We start from the raw sequence: 18,100 nt of genomic DNA, 5'->3' as shown, positions 1-18,100 counted from the left end.
GGGACGATTCTCCCGGTCGGGCGCCCTCACGGCACGAACGTGCAGCGCCCGGTGCGCGGCGCGCTCAGCCGCGTCCGAACAGCGTCCGTGCCTCGGCCGCCAGGATGACGGAGCCGACGACGAGCACCCCGGTGGTCGTCACGACCTCCTCGGCGTCGGCCTCGGCGAGGGTGACGGCGGCGTCGAGGGCGTCGTCGAGGCGCGCCGCGACGTGGACGCGCTCCTCCCCGAAGACGTCCCGGGCGATCTCGGCGAGGTCGTCGACGTCCATGGCCCGGTCGGTCCCGGCCCGCGTGACGACGATCTCGGCCAGGAACGGCTCGAGCCCGGCGAGGATGCCCTCGGCGTCCTTGTCCGCCATGACGCCCACGACGCCCACGAGGTGGGAGAGCTCGAAGGCCTCCTCCACCGCCTCGCGCAGGGCCTCGACGCCGGCGGGGTTGTGGGCGGCGTCGACGAGGACCGACGGGCTGCGGCGCACCACCTCCAGGCGTGCCGGGGAGTCGACGCCCGCGAAGCCCTGCTCCACGACGCCGGCGTCGAGGGCGCCGCCGCCGAAGAACGCCTCGACCGCCGCGAGCGCGAGGACGGCGTTGCGGGCCTGGTGCCGGCCGTGCAGGGGGACGAAGACGTCCTCGTAGACCCCGGCGGGCGTGCGCAGGGTGACCAGCTGCCCGCCGACCGCGACCTGGCGGTCGAGCACGGCGAGCTCGGCGCCCTCGCGCAGCACGGTGGCACCGTGCTGCGCGGCGGCGGAGAGGATGACGCCCTCGACGTCCTCGTGCTGCTCCGCGACGACGACGGTGGCCCGCTCCTTGATGATGCCGACCTTCTCCGCGGCGATGTCGACGAGGTCGTGCCCGAGCCAGCGCTCGTGGTCGCGCTCGACGGCGGTGATCACGGCGATCTCGCCGTCGGCGACGTTGGTGGCGTCCCAGCGCCCGCCCATGCCGACCTCGACGACCGCGACGTCGACCGGGGCGTCGGCGAAGGCGGCGTAGGCCATGACGGTGAACACCTCGAAGAAGCTCAGGCGGGGCCCGCCGGCCGCCTGCGAGCGGTCGTCCACCATCGCGACGTACGGGGCGACGTCCTCCCACGTGGCCACGAAGGCGTCCGGGGAGATGGGCTCGCCGTCGAGGGCGATGCGCTCGCGCACCGTGTGCAGGTGCGGGGAGGTGAACCGGCCGGTGCGCAGGCCCTTCTCGCGCAGGAGCCGCTCGATCATCCGCGCGGTCGACGTCTTGCCGTTGGTGCCCGTGAGGTGGATGACCGGGTAGGAGCGCTGGGGGTCCCCGAGGAGCTCGAGGACGTCGCGCACCCGGTCCAGGCTCGGCTGGACGTCGTGCTCGGGGGCCCGGGCGAGGATGTCGAGGTAGATCCGCCGGACCTCCTCCTCCGCCTGGGCGTCGGCGACGTCGGCCGCGCCGCCGTCGGGCTCGGCGAGGACCTCCTGGGCGACGTCGGGGTCCGGGCCGGCGATGAGGGCCGAGGAGAGCAGCGCCCGCAGGCCGGCGTCCTCGTCCTCGGCGGCGGCCGGGGAGGCGCCCTCCGCGCCGGGGACGTCGGGGACATCGGGGACGTCGGGCGCGTCGGCCTCGGCCATGAACGCGTCGATGAGCCCGCGGGACTCGCGGTCGGCCTCCTCGGGGGTGCGCTCGCTCATCACGCCTCCTTCCGCACGGCGACCTGCGCCGTCGTGACGTCGTCGCCGGTGACGGTGAGGTCCACCGCCAGGGTCTCGGCCGCGATGAGCTCGCGGTGGGCCTCGACCCACGCCAGCCGGTCGGCCGGCACGGTCAGGGACAGGGCGATGCGGTCGGCGACGTAGAGCCCCGCCGCCTTGCGCTCGTCCTGGACCTGGCGGACCAGGTCGCGGGCGTAGCCCTCGGCGGCGAGCTCGTCGTCGACCTCGAGCTCGAGGGCGACGAAGCCGCCGCCCGGCAGCACGTCGGCGGCCACCCGGCCGCCGGCCTGCTCACCGAGGTCGATGCGGGTGGTGAGCTCGTACTCGCCGGGGACGAGGGTCAGCGGCGCGCCGTCGAGGTCGAGGGTGACCACGCCGTCGGCCTCGGCCCAGCGGCCCTCACGGGCGGCGGCGAAGATCTGCTGGGTGTGCCGGCGCTTGGCCGGGTCCAGCTCGCGCGGGAGCACCTTGAGGTCGCGGGCGACGGTGAGGTGGGACCGCTCCGGGGTGAGCAGGACGACGTCCTTGACGTTGACCTCCGAGGCCACCAGCGCCGCGAACGGCTCCAGCGCCGCGGGGTCGTCCACGACGACGGTGAGCCGGCGCAGCGGCTGGCGCACGCGGATCCTCGCCCCCTTGCGCAGGGCGTGGGTGAGCGAGACGACGTCGCGCACGGCGTCCATCGCGGCGACGAGGGCGTCGTCCGCGACGGCGTCGGGCAGCTCGGGCCAGTCGGTGAGGTGCACGCTGCGCCCGCCGGTCAGGCCCCGCCAGATCTCCTCGCTGACGAGCGGGGCGAGCGGCGCCATGACGCGGGTGAGGACCTCCAGGGCGGTCCACAGGGTGTCGAACGCGCCGGTCTCCTCGTCCCAGAACCGCTGCCGGGAGGTGCGCACGTACCAGTTGGTCAGCAGGTCGAGGTGCTCGCGCACCGCCTGCGTGGCGCCGGGGACGTCGTACGCCTCGAGCTGGGTACGCACCCCGGCGGCGAGGTCGCGGGTGCGCGCGAGGAGGTAGCGGTCCATGACGTCGAGACGGGCGACGGCGGCCGGGTCGTCGAGCGCGACCGGCCGGGCGAGGTAGCCCTTCCCGCCGTCGAGCGTGCCGGCGTACAGGGCGAAGAAGTACCAGGTGTTCCACAGCGGGAGGAGGACCTGGCGGACGGTCTCGCGGATGCCCTCCTCGGTGACGACGAGGTTCCCGCCGCGCAGGATCGGCGAGCTCATGAGGAACCAGCGCATGGCGTCGGACCCGTCGCGGTCGAGGACCTCGGTGACGTCGGGGTAGTTGCGCAGGGACTTGCTCATCTTGCGCCCGTCCGAGCCCAGGACGACGCCGTGGGAGACGCAGCTGAGGAACGCCGGCCGGTCGAACAGCGCCGTGGCCAGGACGTGGAGGGTGTAGAACCACCCGCGGGTCTGGCCGATGTACTCCACGATGAAGTCACCGGGGTAGTGGTTCTCGAACCAGTCGCGGTTCTCGAAGGGGTAGTGCACCTGCGCGTAGGGCATCGAGCCCGAGTCGAACCACACGTCCAGGACGTCGGGGATGCGCCGCATGGTCGACCGCCCCGTCGGGTCGTCCGGGTTGGGCCGGGTCAGCTCGTCGATGAAGGGCCGGTGAAGGTTCGGCCGGCCCTCCCGGTCCAGGGGCAGGCGCCCGAAGTCGGCCTCGAGCTCGGCGAGGGAGCCGTAGACGTCGGTGCGCGGGTGCTCGGGGTCGTCGGAGACCCACACCGGGATGGGGGTGCCCCAGTACCGGTTGCGGGAGATCGACCAGTCCCGGGCGCCGGCGAGCCAGTGCCCGAACTGGCCGTCCTTGATGTGGTCCGGGACCCAGGTGATCTCCTGGTTGAGCTCGACCATCCGGTCGCGGAACTCGGTCACCCGGACGAACCAGCTCGAGACCGCCTTGTAGATGAGCGGCTTCCGGCAGCGCCAGCAGTGCGGGTAGGAGTGGTCGTACGTCTCCTGGCGCACGAGCACGGCGCGCTCGGCCGGTGCGGACCGGGCCAGGGGGCCGGTGCCGTGCTTGAGGTCGGCGATGATCGCCCGGTTGGCCTCGAAGACCTGGCTGCCGGCGTAGTCGGGGACCTCGGCGGTGAACCGGCCGCCGTCGTCGACGGGGACGACCGTGCCGATCCCGGCGGCGGCGCACACGGCCATGTCGTCCTCACCGAAGGCCGGGGCCTGGTGGACCAGGCCGGTGCCGTCCTCGGTGGTGACGTACTCGGCGGCCAGGACGGTCCAGGCGTTCGGTCCGGGCGCCTCGTCGTCGGGCCGGCCGACGTAGTAGTCGAAGATCGGGTGGTAGCGGCGCCCGACGAGGTCGGCCCCGACCGCGGTCGCGACGACCTCGGGGTCCTCCCCCAGCTCGCGGGCGTAGGCGGCCAGGCGCGAGCGGGCCAGGAGGACCCGCTCACCGGCCAGGGGCCCCTCGGCCGGGACGACGGTGACGTACTCGATGGCCGGGCCGACGGCGACGGCGAGGTTGGACGGCAGGGTCCAGGGGGTGGTGGTCCAGATGAGGGCGAGCTCGCCGGTGTCCAGGCGCAGGCCGACCGTGACGGCCGGGTCCTGGCGGTTGGCGTAGACGTCGTCGTCCATGCGCAGCTCGTGGTTGGACAGCGGGGTCTGGTCGTTCCAGCAGTACGGCAGCACGCGGTAGCCCTCGTAGGCCAGGCCCTTGTCGTAGAGCTGCTTGAACGCCCAGACGACGGACTCCATGTACGTGGTGTCGAGCGTCTTGTAGTCGTTGTCGAAGTCGACCCAGCGGGCCTGGCGGGTGACGTACTCGCGCCACTCGCCGGTGTAGCGCAGCACGGAGTCCTGGCAGGCCTTGTTGAAGGCCTCGATGCCCATCTCCTCGATCTCGGACTTGTCCTTGATCCCCAGGATCCGCTCGGCCTCGAGCTCGGCGGGCAGCCCGTGGGTGTCCCAGCCGAACCGGCGCTCGACCCGGCGGCCGAGCTGGGTCTGGAAGCGCCCGACGACGTCCTTGACGTACCCGGTGAGCAGGTGGCCGTAGTGGGGCAGGCCGTTGGCGAAGGGCGGGCCGTCGTAGAAGACGAACTCGTTGGCGCCGTGGTCGCCGGCCTCGCGTGCCTCGACCGAGGCCCGGAAGGTGTCGTCGGCGGCCCAGTGGTCCAGGACCTCGCGCTCGAGGGCGGGGAAGCTGGGCGAGGCCTGCACCTCGCTGCCGGGGCGGTGGAGGGGGTAGCGCTGCGGCTGGTCGGCCAATGGTGCTCCTCGGTCGGTGGCGGCACAGGGTGCGAGGACGACGGCGCGTCCGGGGGCGCGCAGCCGCGGTACCACCTCGCTTGCCGCGACGCGCCCGGGGGCGCGGTCGTGACCGCTCGAGCAGGCTGTGACGGGCCCACCCGTCCGGTTCTAGTAGGACCGACGGCTCCTGGGAGCCGGCAGCCCGTTCTTCCGGAGGCTCACCGGTGATGGCCGGGTCGACGCCTGTGCGCAGCAGTTTAGCGCCGCCGCCCCGGTCGGCCCTCCCGGGAGGACCGGCCGGTCCGTCCGTGAGGTGCGCCGGCGACCTGCCGGTCCGCGAGCGCTCAGTCCTCGCGGGCGACCAGGGTGTTCGAGGCCTGGGCGCGGGGGCGGATGACCATGGTGTCGACGTTGACGTGCGCCGGGCGGGTCAGGCACCACACGATCGCGTCGGCGACGTCGTCGGCCACGAGCGGCTCGGCCACCCCGGCGTAGACCTGGGCGGCGGCGTCGGCGTCGCCGCCGAGGCGCTTGAGGGAGAACTCCTCGGTGCGCACCATGCCCGGGGCGATCTCGATGACGCGCAGCGGCCGCCGGACGAGCTCCAGGCGCAGCGTGGTCGCGATGGCCCGCTCGGCGTGCTTGGCGGCCACGTACCCCCCGCCGCCGGGGTAGGTGTCGTGCGCGGCGGTGGAGGTGACGAAGAGGAGGTCGCCGCCGCCGTCGGCCCCGACGTGGTCGAGGAGCTCCTGGGTGATCCGCAGGGTGGCCAGGACGTTGAGGTCGTACATGCGGCGCCAGTCCTCGACGCTGCCCTCGGCGACCGGGTCGCTGCCGTGGGCGCCGCCGGCGTTGTTGACGAGCGCGTGCAGGGGCCCGGTGGCGCGCACGTGGTCGGCCAGGGCGGCGACGTCGGCGGCGTCGGTGAGGTCCGCCGTCCAGATCTCGCAGCCGGTCTCCTCGGCGAGGGCCTCCAGGCGGGCGGTGCGCCGCGCCGTCGCCACGACCTCCCAGCCCTCCCGGGCGAGCCGGCGGACCGTGGCCGCGCCGATCCCGGAGGAGGCGCCGGTGACCAGGGCCCGCGGTGCACGACGGTCGGCGGGGGCGGGCGCGGCATTCGTCATGGGTGGCATCATGCCGCGTCCCGGGTGATGGCCCTACTGTCGTGACAGGAGAGCGGGAAGCGACGACGGGAGAGTCATGAGGGTCGGGTTCATCGGTGCGGGCAACATGGCGTCGGCGATCGTGCGGGGCGTCGTGGCCGCCGGAGCGGTGGCGGTGGAGGACCTGGCGGTCACCAGCGCCCACGGCCACTCCGCGCAGAGCCTCGCCCGGGAGACCGGGGTGGACGTCCTCGGCTCGAACGAGGAGCTCGTCGAGGCCGTCGGCCCCGGCGGCGCCGTCGTCCTGGCCGTCAAGCCGCACATGATCCCCGGCGTCCTCGCCCCGCTGCGGGACCTCCTCGAGGAGTACGGCTCCCTGGTGGTCTCCCTCGCCGCCGGCACGTCCCTCGCGGACCTGGCCGACCTGCTCGCACCCGGCCAGGCGGTGGTGCGGGTCATGCCCAACGTCAACGCCCAGATCGGGGCCGGGATGGCGGCGGTGTGCGGCAACGACGAGACCACCGACGAGCAGGTCGACGCCGTCGTCGGGCTCTTCGAGTCCGTCGGCTCCGCCCTCGTCCTGCCCGAGCGGGACTTCCCCGCCTACACCGCGGTGGCGGGGTCCTCCCCCGCGTTCGTCTTCACCTTCATCGAGGCCCTGGCGCGCGGCGGGGTGCGCAACGGGCTGCCCAAGGCCCAGGCGGTGCGGATCGCCGCCCACGCGGTCCTGGGCAGCGCCCGCCTCGTGCTCGAACGGGCCGGCGACGGCGTCACCCCGGCCGACCTCGTCGACACCGTGTGCTCCCCCGGCGGGACGACCGTGGCCGGTCTGGTCGCCATGGAGGAGGCCGGGTTCTCCCCCGCCGTGGTCCGCGGGGTCCAGGCGACCGTCGACCGGGACCGCGAGCTGAGCGGGAGCTGACTCGCCGGCGCCTCCGGTCCCGACTCACGGCGAGCCGCGACCTGGACCTGTGCATGGCGCCCGCCTGACCGACCGCTCTTCCTGTGGACGCACGAGGCTGACCCCGAGGCCCTGAGCTCGACATGCCGACCCAAGCCGCAGGACGAGGCCCCGACGCGCTGCGCGCGGTGTGAATGATCGGCGGGGCACGTCCGGCTGGACGTGCCCCTCCGGCCTGCCGGCGAGGCGGCCGGGTCCCAGCTTGTTCGAGACTGCCCGTCCCCAGGGGGTTACGCCTCACCTGCGGCGTTGTTACCGTGGAGGGTATGCGGAGGACACCCCGTGCGGCCCTGGCGGCCGCAGTGCTGGTCACCGCCGCCGCCCTGGCGCCGGCGGCCGCGGCCGACCCCGACGCGCCCACGAAGGTCCGCCCCGAGGTCCCCTCCAGCGTGCGGGTGGCGACCTACAACGCCTCGCTCAACCGAGCCGCTGCCGGCGAGCTCGTCGAGGACCTCACCAAGGGCGACGACGCGCAGGCCGCGGCCATCGCCCAGGTCCTGCAGATCACCCGCCCCGACATCGTGCTGCTCAACGAGTTCGACCACGACGACGACGGTCTCGCCGTCGACCTCTTCCGCGAGAACTACCTCGAGGTCTCCCAGCACCACGAGGAGCCGCTGCACTACCCCTACGCGTACACCGCGCCGGTGAACACCGGGGTGCCCTCCGGGCTCGACCTGGACAACGACGGCACGGTCGGTGGCCCCGGGGACGCGCTGGGCTTCGGCTTCTTCCCCGGCCAGTTCGGCATGGTCGTGCTGTCCCGGTACCCGATCGTCACCGACGACGTCCGGACGTTCCAGAACTTCCGCTGGGCGGACATGCCCGGCGCGCTCCTGCCGGACGACCCCGCCGTCGCCGGTGCGGGCGACTGGTACGACGACGCCGAGCTGGCCGCGCTGCCGCTGTCCAGCAAGTCCCACTGGGACGTGCCGGTGCAGGTGTGGGGCCGGACCGTCCACGTCCTGGCCGCCCACCCCACACCGCCCACCTTCGACGGCGTGGAGGACCGCAACGGCCGGCGCAACCACGACGAGATCCGACTCTGGGCCGACTACGTCGCCGGCGGGCGTGACGCGGGGTACATCTACGACGACGACGGCGGGCGCGGCGGTCTGCCGGCGAACGAGCGTTTCGTCATCGTCGGCGACTACAACGCCGACCCCCTCGACGGCGACTCCGTCCCCGGTGCCATCGACCAGCTCCTCGAGAACCCTCGTGTCCGGGACCCCGAACCCACCTCCACCGGCGCCGTGGAGGCGGCACTGACCCAGGGCGGGGCGAACATCCTCCACCGCGGCGACGACGCCCTGGACACCGCCGACTTCAACGACGACCCCGCGCCGGGGAACCTGAGGGTCGACTACGCGCTCCCCTCCAAGCACCTCCCCGTGGCGGGCTCCGGGGTCTTCTGGCCCGCAGCCGACGAGCCGGGCTCGGAGCTCACCGGTCAGTTCCCGTTCCCCACCTCCGACCACCGGCTGGTCTGGGTGGACCTGCGCCTGGTGGGGCGCCGGTAGCTCGGCGCGTAGGATCATCCACGGGTGCCCGCGGCTGACGTGCCGCGGGGCGCGGGCCTGGACGTGGGCCCCCGGCCTGTTCCCCCACCGGCCGGCGTGCAGCGAGGTGACTGCGTGCCAGGCGGCCCCCGCCGAGCTCGAAGGAGCCGACCATCCGCCGCGCCCACCGTCTGCTGTCCACGACCGCCGTCCCCACCGCCGCGCTGCTCACCGCCGCTGCGCTCACCGCGTGCGGGGCGGGCGCCGGCGCCGACCCAGCCACCTCCGACACCGCCTCCGCGTCCGCCGACGGAGCGGAGTCGGACTTCCCGCTCACGGTGAGCACCTGCGGGGTCGAGACCACCCTGGAGGCCCCGCCGGAGCGGATCGTGACGATCAAGTCCTCGGCGACGGAGATGGTCCTCGCGCTCGGCGCCGGGGACCGCCTCGTCGGCACCGCGTTCGCCGACGGGCCGCTGCCCGGAGGGCTCGCCGAGGTCGAGCCACCCGTCCTGGCCGAGCAGAACCCGGCGAGCGAGAGCGTCCTCGAGCTCGAGCCCGACCTCGTCTACGCCGGCTGGGAGTCCAACCTCTCCGCCGACGGCGCGGGCGAGCGGGCGATGTACGAGGACCTCGGGATCTCCACCTACGTCTCACCGTCGGCCTGCAAGGCCCCCGACCAGCAGCCCGAGAAGCTCACCTTCGACCTCGTCATGGACGAGATCACCCAGATGGGCGCGGTCCTCGGCCGCACCGACGCCGCCGCAGAGCTGGTCGCGGCCCAGCGCGCCGAGCTGGCCGCGGTCGAGCCGGCCGGCGACGGGCGCACGGCCCTGTGGTACTCCTCGGGGACCGAGACGCCCTACGTGGGCGCGGGGATCGGGGCGCCGCAGATGATCATGGAGGCCGCCGGGCTGGCGAACATCGCGGACGACGTCGCGGACACGTGGACGTCGCTGGCCTGGGAGGCCGTCGCCGAGGAGGACCCGGACGTCATCGTCCTGGTCGACGCCGCCTGGAACACCGCCGAGCACAAGATCGACACGCTCGAGGCCAACCCGGTCACCGCGACCCTCACGGCCGTGCGCGAGGGCCGCTACGTCACCGTCCCGTTCCCGGCCAGCGAGGCGGGGGTGCGCAGCGTCCCCGCCGCGGCCGACCTCGCGGACCAGCTCGCCGAGCTCGGGAGGACCGACTGACCACGACCGCGCCACCGCGGCGCCGGGCCCACGCCGGCCGGGTGCGGCTCCCGCTCGCCCTCGTCGCCCTCACCGGCGCCCTCCTGGTGGCCGCCACCTGGGCGGTCACCCTGGGGCAGGCGGACATCGGGGCCGGCCAGGTGTGGGCCTCGGCGCTGCACCACACGTGCTCGGCGGTGGGCGCCACGTGCGGGGCGGACCCGCTCACCACGATCCAGGACGCCATCGTCTGGCAGGGCCGCGCCCCGCGCGTGGTCACCGCCGCGGCGGTGGGCGCGGGCCTGGCGCTGGCCGGGGCCGTCATGCAGGCCCTCATGCGCAACCCCCTGGCGGACCCCTACCTGCTGGGGGTCTCCTCGGGGGCTGCCGTCGGCGCGGTCCTCGTCCTCGTCCTCGGGGTCGCGGTGGCGCTGCCGGTGGCGGCGTTCGCCGGCGCGTTAGCGGCGCTCGTGATCACCCTCGCCCTCGCCACCGGCCGGACCGGGTCGCTGTCCCCGGTGCGCACCGTGCTCGCCGGGGTGGCGGTGGCCCAGGTGGGCTCCGCCGTCGTCAGCCTCGTCATCTTCTGGTCCGCCACCGGGGACTCCTACCGCGAGATCCTCTCCTGGCTCCTGGGCTCCCTCGCCGCGGCCACCTGGGGCGACGCCGCGCTCACGGCGGGCGCGACCGTCGTGGTCGGCGCCGTGCTCCTCGGCCACGGCCGCACCCTGGACGCCTTCACGTTCGGGGACGTCTCGGCCGCCTCGCTCGGTGTCGACGTCCGCCGCGCCCGGTGGCTCCTGCTCACCGCCACCGCCCTGCTCACCGGCGCGCTGGTGAGCGTGGCCGGCTCGATCGGGTTCGTCGGGCTGGTCCTGCCGCACGCGGTGCGGTTCCTCACCGGCCCCCGCCACCACCGGCTCCTGCCGGTGTCCGCGCTCGCCGGGGCGGTCTTCCTCCTCCTCGCCGACACCGCGGCCCGCAGCCTGTTCGAGCCGCGGGAGCTGCCCGTCGGCATCCTCACCGCCGCGGTCGGGGCACCCGTGTTCGCGCTCCTCCTGCGCCGGAGCGCGACATGAGACCCGCCACCACGTCGGAGGTCGCCGTCGCGCCGGCCGGGCACGCCCACGAGACCCCCGCGCACGGCCCGGCCCTGGAGGTCCTGGACCTCGGTGTGGTCCTCGGCGGGCACGTCGTCCTCGACGGCGTCCGTGCCACGGCGCCGCCGGCCGCCGTCACCGCGGTGGTCGGGCCGAACGGGTCGGGCAAGTCCACGCTGCTGCGCACCGTCGTCGGCGCCCTGCCGCCAGGCCGGGGTGCGGTGCGGCTCGCGGGCGAGGACCTCCTGGCGATGGCCCGTCGGCGCCGGGCCCGGCAGGTCGCCCTGGTCGAGCAGGACAGCGCCGCCGACGTCTCGCTCGACGTCCTCGACGTCGTCCTCCTCGGTCGCACCCCGCACAGCTCCCGGTGGGGCGGCGACTCCGTCGCCGACGTCGCCCTCGCGTCCGACGCGCTCGAGCGGGTGGGTGCGGCGGACCTCACCCACCGCGACGTCGCCACGCTCTCCGGCGGCGAGCGCCAGCGGGTCCACCTGGCGCGGGCACTGGCCCAGCAGCCCGGGCTGCTGCTGCTGGACGAGCCGACGAACCACCTCGACGTGGCCGCCCAGCTCGCCGTCCTCGGCCTGGCCCGCGGCCTCGCCGCGACCGGGATGACCGTGCTCACCGCCCTGCACGACCTCGACCACGCGCTGCGGTACTGCGACCAGGTGGTCGTCCTGCAGGAGGGCCGGGTGGTCGCCGCCGGGCCGCCCGGGGCGGTGCTCACCGCGGAGCTGGTCTCGGCGGTCTACGGGGTGCGTGCGCGCCGGGTCTCGGTGGACGGGCGCGACCTGCTCCTCCTCGACCCGGCGTAGGGCGTCTCAGAGGTCGGAGCCGCGCCGGAACATGTCCTCCTCCGGCGGGCGCACCAGCGCCCTGGCGCCGTCGCCGTCCTCGGTCGTGACGAGGTGGCCGAGGCCCCGCACCACCGCCACCGGCCGGCCGGTGGCCTTGCCGCGCACCAGGTCGGCCGCCGCGGCGATCTCGTCGGCGGCCGCGACGACGGTGACCTTCAGCTCCCGGCCGTAGGCGTCGCGCCGCCCGCGCAGGTCGTCCAGGACCCGAACCCCGGCAGCCCCGATGCTCATGTCGGTCAGGCCCCGGCGCCACGGCCGCCCGGCGGTGTCGGTGACGAGCACCCCCGGCCGTACACCGAACCGGGCGTGCAGGCCTCGGCGCAGCCGCCGGGCCGAGTCGTCCGGGTCCTCGGGCAGGAGCAGGGCGGTGCCCGCGGGGACGTCGGAGGAGTCCACGCCCGCGGCGGCCATGACCAGACCCTGGCGGTTCTCCACGATGCGCAGCACGCCGCCGTCGGGGCGGGCACGCTCGGCCACCACCCGGACGGTCTCACCCGCGACGACCCGCTCCCGCTCGGCGTCGTCGCGGGCCGCGACGAGGCGGCCCTCGGCCTTGGCGACCACCTTCGACGCGACGACGACGACGTCTCCCTCGGCCAGCCCGCGCGACCCGTCCGGCCAGGTCAGCGCGGCCAGGACGGGGGTGAGGCGGGCGGCGAGGTCGTCGCCGCGCGTGATGGTGGGGACGCCGTCGGGGGCCTGCGCGAGGATCATCGGGCGAGCTGGGGCAGGACGTCGCGGCCGAACACCTCGAGCCACTCCTCCTGGTTGCGGCCGACGTTGTGCAGGTAGATCCGGTCGAACCCGAGGTCGACGTACTTCTGGATCTCGGCCCGGTGGACGTCGGGGTCGGCCGAGATGACCATCCGCCCGGCGAAGTCCTCCGGGCGGACGAGCTTGGCCATGGCGGCGAAGTCGAACGGCGAGCGGATGTCGGCCTTGGGGAACTTCATCCCGCCGTTGGGCCACTCGGTCATGGCGTTGGCGAGCGCCTCCTCGTCGGTCGGCGCCCACGACAGGTGCAGCTGGAGCACCCGGGGCATGGCGTCGGGGTCCTTGCCGGCCTCCTTCGCCCCGGCCGCGAACTTCTCGAACAGCCCGCCGATCTTCTCCAGCGGCGCACCGACGGTGATGAGGCCGTCGGCGAACTTGCCGGCCCGCCGGGCGGTCACCGGCCCGCCCGTCGCGACGAGGATCGGCGGGGCCTCCTCCGGCATCGTCCACAGGCGGGTGGACTCGAGCTTGTAGAACTGCCCCGCGTGCTTGGTGTCCTTGCCGGCCAGGGAGGCGGTGAAGAGCTTGCGGATGATCTCGATCGCCTCGAACATCCGGTTGATCCGCTCGGGCGCCTCGGGCCAGTACTGCCCGGTGATGTGCTCGTTGAGGGCCTCGCCCGAGCCGAGGCCCAGCCAGTGCCGTCCCGGGTACATCGCCGCCAGGGTCGCCGAGGCCTGGGCGACCATCGCCGGGTGCCACCGGAAGGTCGGGGCCGTCACCCCGGGACCGAGGTCGCCGCTCGTGCGCTCGCCGACGGCGGTGAGCACGTTCCACACGAACGCGGACTGACCCTGGGTGGGCGTCCACGGCTGGAAGTGGTCGGCGGCCATGACGCCGGAGAAGCCGTGCTCCTCCGCCAGCGCCGAGTAGTCCACCGACTCCCGCGGACCGAACTGCTCGAGGGCCGCGGCGTAACCGATCGTCAGGCTCATGTCCGCCATCCTCGCAGGTGGCCGGGGCGCGCGTCGCGGCGGCGGCCCCGGTGCCCGCTCGGGGACCGGGGCCGTCGCGCGAGCGTCAGGCGTCAGGCGGCGCCGCCGGGGGGCGGCTCGTCCTCGCCGCGCTCCTCGGCCTCCTCCGCCTCCTCCTTGGTGGCGTGGACCGTGTCGGCCGAGTGGTGGGCCGGCCCGTAGATCGTGTACAGCACGAGCGGGTTCGGCCCGACGTTGAGGAAGTTGTGCTTCGCCCCGGCGGGAACCGCGACGATGTCGCCGGGGGCCACGAACTGCTCGTCGCCGTCGACGACGGCCTTGCCCGCGCCGGAGACGAAGCTGAGGATCTGGTCGTTCTTCGGGTGGGTCTCCTCGCCGATCTCGCCACCGGGCGGGATCGTCATGACGACGAGCTGACTGTGCTCGCCGGTCCAGAGCACGCGACGGAACTCCGAGCCCTGCTCGGGCTCGGCCTCGCGCGACCACAGGTGAACGGTCATCGTTTCCCTCCTCCACGAGCCGGCACGGTCCGCCGGCGTCTGCCTCCACCTTCTCGCACGGCCACCGAAACCGCAGCAGAAGGAGCCCCCGGTCGCGGCAGCACCACCGGCGGTGCCACCGTGGTGCGATGGACCAGCGCCTCAGCTTCGTCACCCTGGCCGTGCGGGACCTCGACGCCTCGCGCCGCTTCTACGTCGCCGGGCTCGGCTGGACCCCCGAGCTCGACGTCCCCGGCGAGGTGCTCATGTTCCGGGTGGCGGAGAAGGTGGTCCTGTCGCTGTGGGACGTGGCGGCCTTCACCGCCGAGGTCGGCGCCGCACCGGCCGACGGCGTCCCGCCGGTCACGCTCGCCCACAACTGCCCGACCGAGGCCGACGTCGACGCCGTCCTCGCCACCGCGCGGGCCGCCGGTGCCACCACCAGCGGCCCGCAGCGCCGGGACTGGGGCGGGTACTCCGGCTACTTCACCGACCCGGACGGCTTCCGCTGGGAGGTCGCGCACAACCCCGGCCCGATCGGCCGCTCGGTGCTCTGATCCGAGCGCCTCACCAAGCCCACCGGTCGTCTGACGACCTACGTGCCGGAGGCCATGTAGGCGGCGAGGATGCCGTTGGGGTGACAGTCGAGATTCTTGCGGGCTCGGCCGTAGCGCATGGTCGTCCTCGGGTCGGCGTGGCGGGCGGCGATCTGGACGTCGCGCAGGTCGACCCCAGCGTCGAGCATCGTGGTGACGAAGGTGTGCCGCTGGTTCGATGGCACGCTGCACGGCCGGCGCGAGCGGGGTCAGGACGACCTTCCCGCCCTTCCCTCGCACTTTCGGCACGCGGTGGCCGTGCTCCTCGCCCAGGTCGGTGACGTTCGCCCCGCAGGCCTCGAAGATCATCAGACCGAGCAACCCGAGCATGGTCACCAGCGCGAAGTCGTTGCGGTTGGCCGAGGTACGGGCGGCGGTGAGCAGGACCTCGAACTGCAGGTGCGACAGCCCGAGGGTCGGTGAGTCGGGCGGAACGTCGGGGCGGCGGACGTAGTCGGCCGGCGATGCCGCGATCACCTGGTCGATGACACAGGTGCGGCAGAACCCGACCACCACCGACACCCGTCGACTGATCGTGGAGGGTTGGAAGCGGCGTGCCGTCGTGTTCGAGGACCACGACGTGGCGGTGCCCGCGACCGACGGCCTCGACCCCGAGGAGCTCCGGCACGCCCTCAACGGGTGTTAGCGGGGCTCACCCGGGCCGACGGGTCGGTGTCACCGGACCATCGATGACTCCTGGCACTCGGGTCTCGGCATCGCCGCGAGACGGGGCGAGCGGGCCGGCGTACCGGTGCGCGGCATGAGCGTGTACTTCGGAGATCTAGAGCGCCAGCAGTGCCTCGACGACCTCGACGAGATCGTCCCCGCGGACGTCAGCGGGTAGAAAGACATCGCCGGGCTCTCCCTCCAGGCGGGAGCACCAGCCGGCGAGAGCGCCTGCCTTCTTGGCGCCGTGGCAGTCCCATGCATGCACCGCGACCAGTGCCATTCGATCCAGCTCGCAGGCGAGGACCTTCGCGGCATGGTGGTAGACGGCGGGTGCGGGTTTCCAGACGCCGACGGCATCACACGTCACGACATGGTCGACGTAGGCTTCCAGCCCCGCGCTGGCCAGGAACGAGCGCGTGTTGTCCGGATCGCCGACCGTCAGGCATCCGATGGCCACCCCGGCGTCGGAGAGCTTGCGCAGGGCGGGGGCGGCATCTGGGAACGCAGGGACTGCCCCGAAACCCTCCAGGACGTGGGCTATCGCGTCCTCGGACATCGCGTGCTTGGTCTCCGTGCGCAGTGCCTGGCGTGCGGTCGCGGTGAAGTCCGCGACGTCGCCCGCGAGCGTCAACGCCATCGCATCGCGCTGGAACCGCATGAAGAACGGCCCCAGCACCGCCGCGGGCTGCCCGACCGCCTCGAGCCTGTCACCGATGGGGTCGAGGTCGAGCAGCGTCTCCAGGACGTCGAAGACGACGGCGTCAACGCGACCAGCCATTGCGGGGACCCCTTCATCGGCGGCGTGCCAGAGCTGATGTGCCCTCACCGTAGCGACGTGGGCGCGGTAGTGACAGCCGGCATGGTCCCCCGGGCGCGGATCCACCACGATCGCGTGGCGTCCGGGGAGGTGGCCGGGACGGACACGGTGCTCGACCTCTGCCCGATGAATCCTTCACAGATGTCGCTGATGCACCACCTCGCCGGCTCGCCCAGTGGCGGCCCCGACGAGGGACCTTCGCCTCTGGTAACCGCACGGCGGACCGCGGGATCCTGAACGAGGACCTGACGGAGGTGCGTCATGACCACGCGCACGAGCGCAGGGTCGCGTGAGCAGGTCGGCTTCCACACACACCCGGGCTCGCCGGCCCACAGGCTGCTACTGCTCGCCGGTGTCGCGGCGGTCGTCGTCTACGCGGCAGGCGACGTGGTCTCCGGGGTGCTCTACGACGGCTACAGCTTCCGGGACCAGGCGATCAGCGAGCTCTCGGCCTACGGCTCACCGGTTCGACCGCTGGCGGTCGGATGGATCGTCCTGCACGGGCTCCTTGGGCTTGCCTTCAGTGTGGGCGTCTGGTGGTCGGCGGGCCCGCGTCGGGCCCTACGGTGGACGGCAGGTCTGCTGCTTGCCGCAGGCGTGGTCACCGCACCGCTGCACCCCTTCTTCCCGATGAGCTCCCGCGGTATGGAGCCCGGGTTCAACGACACGATGCATGTGGTCCTGACGATGGCTTTCGTCCCGCTCATGGTCGGAGCCGTCGTGGCGTCGGCCGTTGCGTTGCGCGGGTGGTTCCGGCTCTACGCGATCGCTTCCCTTGTCGTCATGGCCCTCGTCGCCGGGCTGACGGGGCCACTCATGACCTCCCTCGCCGAGAGCCTCGCCACTCCGTGGCTCGGCGTGTTCGAGCGGATCAACGCCTACACCGGGTTCGCCTGGACGATCGTGCTGGCTCTGGTCCTGCTGCACCGCCGCACGGAGCAGCACGAGCCCGAGGCGCCGCGGGCCGGCTCATCGGTGGCGGCCGACCATCACGCGGCCACGGCGGGCCGCTGAGGTGGACACCCACGCCGACGGCGACGCTCCTGATGACGAACGGCCTACCGGTGATCGCCGGACAGCGGTGGTGCTGGCGGCGTGGATCGGTCCGTGCTCCGGAGGGTGCTTCGATACCGAGCCCATCTCCCCGAGGTGGGTGTGCGTGAAGCGGTCCGTGAACTTGAGCCCGTAGCCGAGGAGGCGATCGACGGCGATGTGGAACGCCCACGTCAGGGCGACGAACGCCGGCCACCGGGCGTCGCCGGCCCATGTGAGGGCGAGCAGCGCGGCCGGCCCGAGGTAGCTGTGGCCGACGTTATAGCTGATCGCGCCGACTCTCGGTGAGGCGATGTAGCCCACCATGGAGAGGTCCCAGAGCAGGAAGACTGCGAAGAGCCACCACCAGGCAAAATCCAGCTGGATGAAGGCAACCACAACAAGCGCTACCTGACTCCGGAGTACGTGTCTCGCGGCAGATCGGAGACTCCGTTCACGGAGCAGGGACTGCGAGGCCGGCGACCCGGGGAGTGAGCCCGGCCGGCGGTGGGATCACGCCACCGCGTTGAGCGCCGTGTATCCCAGGGTCAGGAGCGCGGTGGCCGCGACGGCGCTGGCGACCACGCGCACCGTGGCAGCAGGAGTGCCGAGCCGCAGGGCCGTGACCGCAACCAGCACGGCGCCGGCCACCAGGCACAAGCTCCAGTACACCGGGCTGGTGCTGTCGCTGACGACAGTCAGACCGTAGATGCCGTCCGTGAGCAGGACGCCGGCGAGCGCCCCCGCGCCGAGGGCGGCTCGGACCGGGTGTCGTCCCACGACCGCGGCAGCCGCGGCGCCGACGAACGGGCCGGCCATGACGCCGACGGTGCTCCACAGCACCGGGTTGTAGGTGAGCCCGCGCAGTTCGGAGGCGAGTGTGTAGCCCAGGACCAGGCCCACGAACGAGGCCACCCCGAGCACTGCGCCCCAGGCCAGCCTGGGCCGCGCCACGGCGACGAGCACAGCGGTCAGCACGGTCCACCCGGACGGCGAGTTGGCGAACGGCGCCAGGGCCTCCGGCAGCACGCCCTGGGCCCACGAGGTCAGTGCGCCAGCCAGCAGGCTGACGCCGACGACGGCCAGAGAGGACAGGACAGGGCGGGCCCAGTTCACAGGTCCATCATCCATGGAGCGGGAACCGTTCCCCCCGTCCGTGCACGCTTCCCGCGGCATGAGCGCGCGCAGAGGC

At 73.6% G+C, this 18,100-nt stretch carries 19 protein-coding genes; 9 read left to right on the top strand and 10 right to left on the bottom strand.

Annotation, left to right across the window (positions count from 1 at the left end; genetic code table 11):
• Window positions 1–64 precede the first annotated feature (64 nt).
• From AAEM63_RS05015 to AAEM63_RS05005, 3 genes are all read right to left on the bottom strand, one after another.
• Window positions 65–1,666 (bottom strand): folylpolyglutamate synthase/dihydrofolate synthase family protein, encoded by a 1,602-nt coding sequence (locus AAEM63_RS05015; protein ID WP_341360538.1) that lies wholly within the window; start codon window positions 1,664–1,666, stop codon window positions 65–67.
• Window positions 1,666–4,926: an isoleucine--tRNA ligase gene (gene ileS / locus AAEM63_RS05010; protein ID WP_341360537.1), complete on the bottom strand. Its 3,261-nt coding sequence runs from the start codon at window positions 4,924–4,926 to the stop codon at window positions 1,666–1,668. The genes AAEM63_RS05015 and ileS overlap by 1 nt, the downstream gene beginning before the upstream one ends.
• 326 nt (window positions 4,927–5,252) lie before the next feature.
• The gene (locus AAEM63_RS05005) at window positions 5,253–6,032 is read right to left on the bottom strand and encodes an SDR family NAD(P)-dependent oxidoreductase (protein ID WP_341360536.1); all 780 of its coding nucleotides are present in this window, start codon (window positions 6,030–6,032) and stop codon (window positions 5,253–5,255) included.
• 76 nt (window positions 6,033–6,108) lie between these two features.
• Here AAEM63_RS05005 and proC point away from each other — a divergent pair, with 76 nt between their 5' ends.
• The 5 genes from proC to AAEM63_RS04980 all read left to right on the top strand — a co-directional run bounded on the left by proC (window position 6,109) and on the right by AAEM63_RS04980 (window position 11,564).
• Window positions 6,109–6,933 (top strand): pyrroline-5-carboxylate reductase, encoded by an 825-nt coding sequence (proC, locus tag AAEM63_RS05000; RefSeq protein WP_341360535.1) that lies wholly within the window; start codon window positions 6,109–6,111, stop codon window positions 6,931–6,933.
• Between the two features lie 305 nt (window positions 6,934–7,238).
• The gene (locus tag AAEM63_RS04995; protein WP_341360534.1) at window positions 7,239–8,492 is read left to right on the top strand and encodes an endonuclease/exonuclease/phosphatase family protein; all 1,254 of its coding nucleotides are present in this window, start codon (window positions 7,239–7,241) and stop codon (window positions 8,490–8,492) included.
• 317 nt (window positions 8,493–8,809) lie between these two features.
• Complete coding sequence (locus AAEM63_RS04990; protein WP_341360533.1) at window positions 8,810–9,670, top strand: putative F420-0 ABC transporter substrate-binding protein; 861 nt, start codon at window positions 8,810–8,812, stop codon at window positions 9,668–9,670.
• A 41-nt stretch (window positions 9,671–9,711) separates the two neighbouring features.
• Window positions 9,712–10,728 (top strand): putative F420-0 ABC transporter permease subunit, encoded by a 1,017-nt coding sequence (locus AAEM63_RS04985; RefSeq protein WP_341360532.1) that lies wholly within the window; start codon window positions 9,712–9,714, stop codon window positions 10,726–10,728.
• The gene (locus AAEM63_RS04980) at window positions 10,725–11,564 is read left to right on the top strand and encodes an ABC transporter ATP-binding protein (protein ID WP_341360531.1); all 840 of its coding nucleotides are present in this window, start codon (window positions 10,725–10,727) and stop codon (window positions 11,562–11,564) included. The genes AAEM63_RS04985 and AAEM63_RS04980 overlap by 4 nt, the downstream gene beginning before the upstream one ends.
• 6 nt (window positions 11,565–11,570) lie before the next feature.
• Here AAEM63_RS04980 and cofE read toward each other — a convergent pair whose 3' ends face one another.
• From cofE to AAEM63_RS04965, 3 genes are all read right to left on the bottom strand, one after another.
• Window positions 11,571–12,320: a coenzyme F420-0:L-glutamate ligase gene (gene cofE / locus AAEM63_RS04975; RefSeq protein WP_341360530.1), complete on the bottom strand. Its 750-nt coding sequence runs from the start codon at window positions 12,318–12,320 to the stop codon at window positions 11,571–11,573.
• Entirely contained in the window at window positions 12,317–13,324 is a 1,008-nt protein-coding gene (locus AAEM63_RS04970) for a TIGR03557 family F420-dependent LLM class oxidoreductase (protein WP_341360529.1), read from the bottom strand. The genes cofE and AAEM63_RS04970 overlap by 4 nt, the downstream gene beginning before the upstream one ends.
• 83 nt (window positions 13,325–13,407) lie before the next feature.
• Window positions 13,408–13,815, bottom strand: a complete 408-nt coding sequence (locus AAEM63_RS04965; protein ID WP_341360528.1) for a cupin domain-containing protein — start codon at window positions 13,813–13,815, stop codon at window positions 13,408–13,410.
• Between the two features lie 128 nt (window positions 13,816–13,943).
• Between AAEM63_RS04965 and AAEM63_RS04960 the strand changes: the two genes are divergently transcribed.
• A complete protein-coding gene (locus tag AAEM63_RS04960; RefSeq protein ID WP_341360527.1) occupies window positions 13,944–14,351 on the top strand; it encodes a VOC family protein in 408 nt (135 codons plus the stop codon).
• Between the two features lie 38 nt (window positions 14,352–14,389).
• Here the strand turns inward: AAEM63_RS04960 and AAEM63_RS04955 are convergent, their stop codons facing one another.
• Window positions 14,390–14,539: a hypothetical protein gene (locus AAEM63_RS04955; RefSeq protein ID WP_341360526.1), complete on the bottom strand. Its 150-nt coding sequence runs from the start codon at window positions 14,537–14,539 to the stop codon at window positions 14,390–14,392.
• A gap of 1 nt (window position 14,540) precedes the next feature.
• Between AAEM63_RS04955 and AAEM63_RS04950 the strand changes: the two genes are divergently transcribed.
• Window positions 14,541–14,813, top strand: coding sequence for a hypothetical protein (locus AAEM63_RS04950; protein WP_341360525.1), 273 nt, complete (start codon window positions 14,541–14,543; stop codon window positions 14,811–14,813).
• A 70-nt stretch (window positions 14,814–14,883) separates the two neighbouring features.
• Window positions 14,884–15,036: a hypothetical protein gene (locus tag AAEM63_RS04945; RefSeq protein ID WP_341360524.1), complete on the top strand. Its 153-nt coding sequence runs from the start codon at window positions 14,884–14,886 to the stop codon at window positions 15,034–15,036.
• 135 nt (window positions 15,037–15,171) lie between these two features.
• On the opposite strand, the gene AAEM63_RS04940 is transcribed toward AAEM63_RS04945, so the two are convergent.
• Window positions 15,172–15,885 (bottom strand): haloacid dehalogenase type II, encoded by a 714-nt coding sequence (locus AAEM63_RS04940; RefSeq protein WP_341360523.1) that lies wholly within the window; start codon window positions 15,883–15,885, stop codon window positions 15,172–15,174.
• Between the two features lie 252 nt (window positions 15,886–16,137).
• Between AAEM63_RS04940 and AAEM63_RS04935 the strand changes: the two genes are divergently transcribed.
• Complete coding sequence (locus AAEM63_RS04935) at window positions 16,138–16,890, top strand: DUF998 domain-containing protein (RefSeq protein ID WP_341360522.1); 753 nt, start codon at window positions 16,138–16,140, stop codon at window positions 16,888–16,890.
• Here the strand turns inward: AAEM63_RS04935 and AAEM63_RS04930 are convergent.
• Together AAEM63_RS04930 and AAEM63_RS04925 are read right to left on the bottom strand one after the other, a co-directional pair.
• Window positions 16,846–17,307, bottom strand: a complete 462-nt coding sequence (locus AAEM63_RS04930) for a DUF4260 domain-containing protein (RefSeq protein ID WP_341360521.1) — start codon at window positions 17,305–17,307, stop codon at window positions 16,846–16,848. The genes AAEM63_RS04935 and AAEM63_RS04930 overlap by 45 nt on opposite strands.
• 114 nt (window positions 17,308–17,421) lie before the next feature.
• Window positions 17,422–18,024 (bottom strand): DUF6518 family protein, encoded by a 603-nt coding sequence (locus AAEM63_RS04925; RefSeq protein WP_341360520.1) that lies wholly within the window; start codon window positions 18,022–18,024, stop codon window positions 17,422–17,424.
• Window positions 18,025–18,100 lie beyond the last annotated feature (76 nt).

The organism is Georgenia sp. M64 (assembly GCF_038049925.1).
In the GTDB taxonomy this organism is placed as follows: Bacteria; Actinomycetota; Actinomycetes; order Actinomycetales; family Actinomycetaceae; genus Georgenia.
This window is presented reverse-complemented; position numbering and strand designations above follow the sequence as displayed.

What these genes read in the sequence shown, in the direction of transcription:
- AAEM63_RS05015 (WP_341360538.1), bottom strand. Translation starts at nt 1,666, where the DNA reads ATGAGCGAGCGCACCCCCGAGGAGGCCGACCGCGAGTCCCGCGGGCTC.
- AAEM63_RS05005 (WP_341360536.1), bottom strand. Translation starts at nt 6,032, where the DNA reads ATGACGAATGCCGCGCCCGCCCCCGCCGACCGTCGTGCACCGCGGGCC.
- proC (WP_341360535.1), top strand. Translation starts at nt 6,109, where the DNA reads ATGAGGGTCGGGTTCATCGGTGCGGGCAACATGGCGTCGGCGATCGTG.
- AAEM63_RS04995 (WP_341360534.1), top strand. Translation starts at nt 7,239, where the DNA reads ATGCGGAGGACACCCCGTGCGGCCCTGGCGGCCGCAGTGCTGGTCACC.
- AAEM63_RS04980 (WP_341360531.1), top strand. Translation starts at nt 10,725, where the DNA reads ATGAGACCCGCCACCACGTCGGAGGTCGCCGTCGCGCCGGCCGGGCAC.
- cofE (WP_341360530.1), bottom strand. Translation starts at nt 12,320, where the DNA reads ATGATCCTCGCGCAGGCCCCCGACGGCGTCCCCACCATCACGCGCGGC.
- AAEM63_RS04970 (WP_341360529.1), bottom strand. Translation starts at nt 13,324, where the DNA reads ATGGCGGACATGAGCCTGACGATCGGTTACGCCGCGGCCCTCGAGCAG.
- AAEM63_RS04965 (WP_341360528.1), bottom strand. Translation starts at nt 13,815, where the DNA reads ATGACCGTTCACCTGTGGTCGCGCGAGGCCGAGCCCGAGCAGGGCTCG.
- AAEM63_RS04960 (WP_341360527.1), top strand. Translation starts at nt 13,944, where the DNA reads ATGGACCAGCGCCTCAGCTTCGTCACCCTGGCCGTGCGGGACCTCGAC.
- AAEM63_RS04955 (WP_341360526.1), bottom strand. Translation starts at nt 14,539, where the DNA reads ATGCTCGACGCTGGGGTCGACCTGCGCGACGTCCAGATCGCCGCCCGC.
- AAEM63_RS04935 (WP_341360522.1), top strand. Translation starts at nt 16,138, where the DNA reads ATGACCACGCGCACGAGCGCAGGGTCGCGTGAGCAGGTCGGCTTCCAC.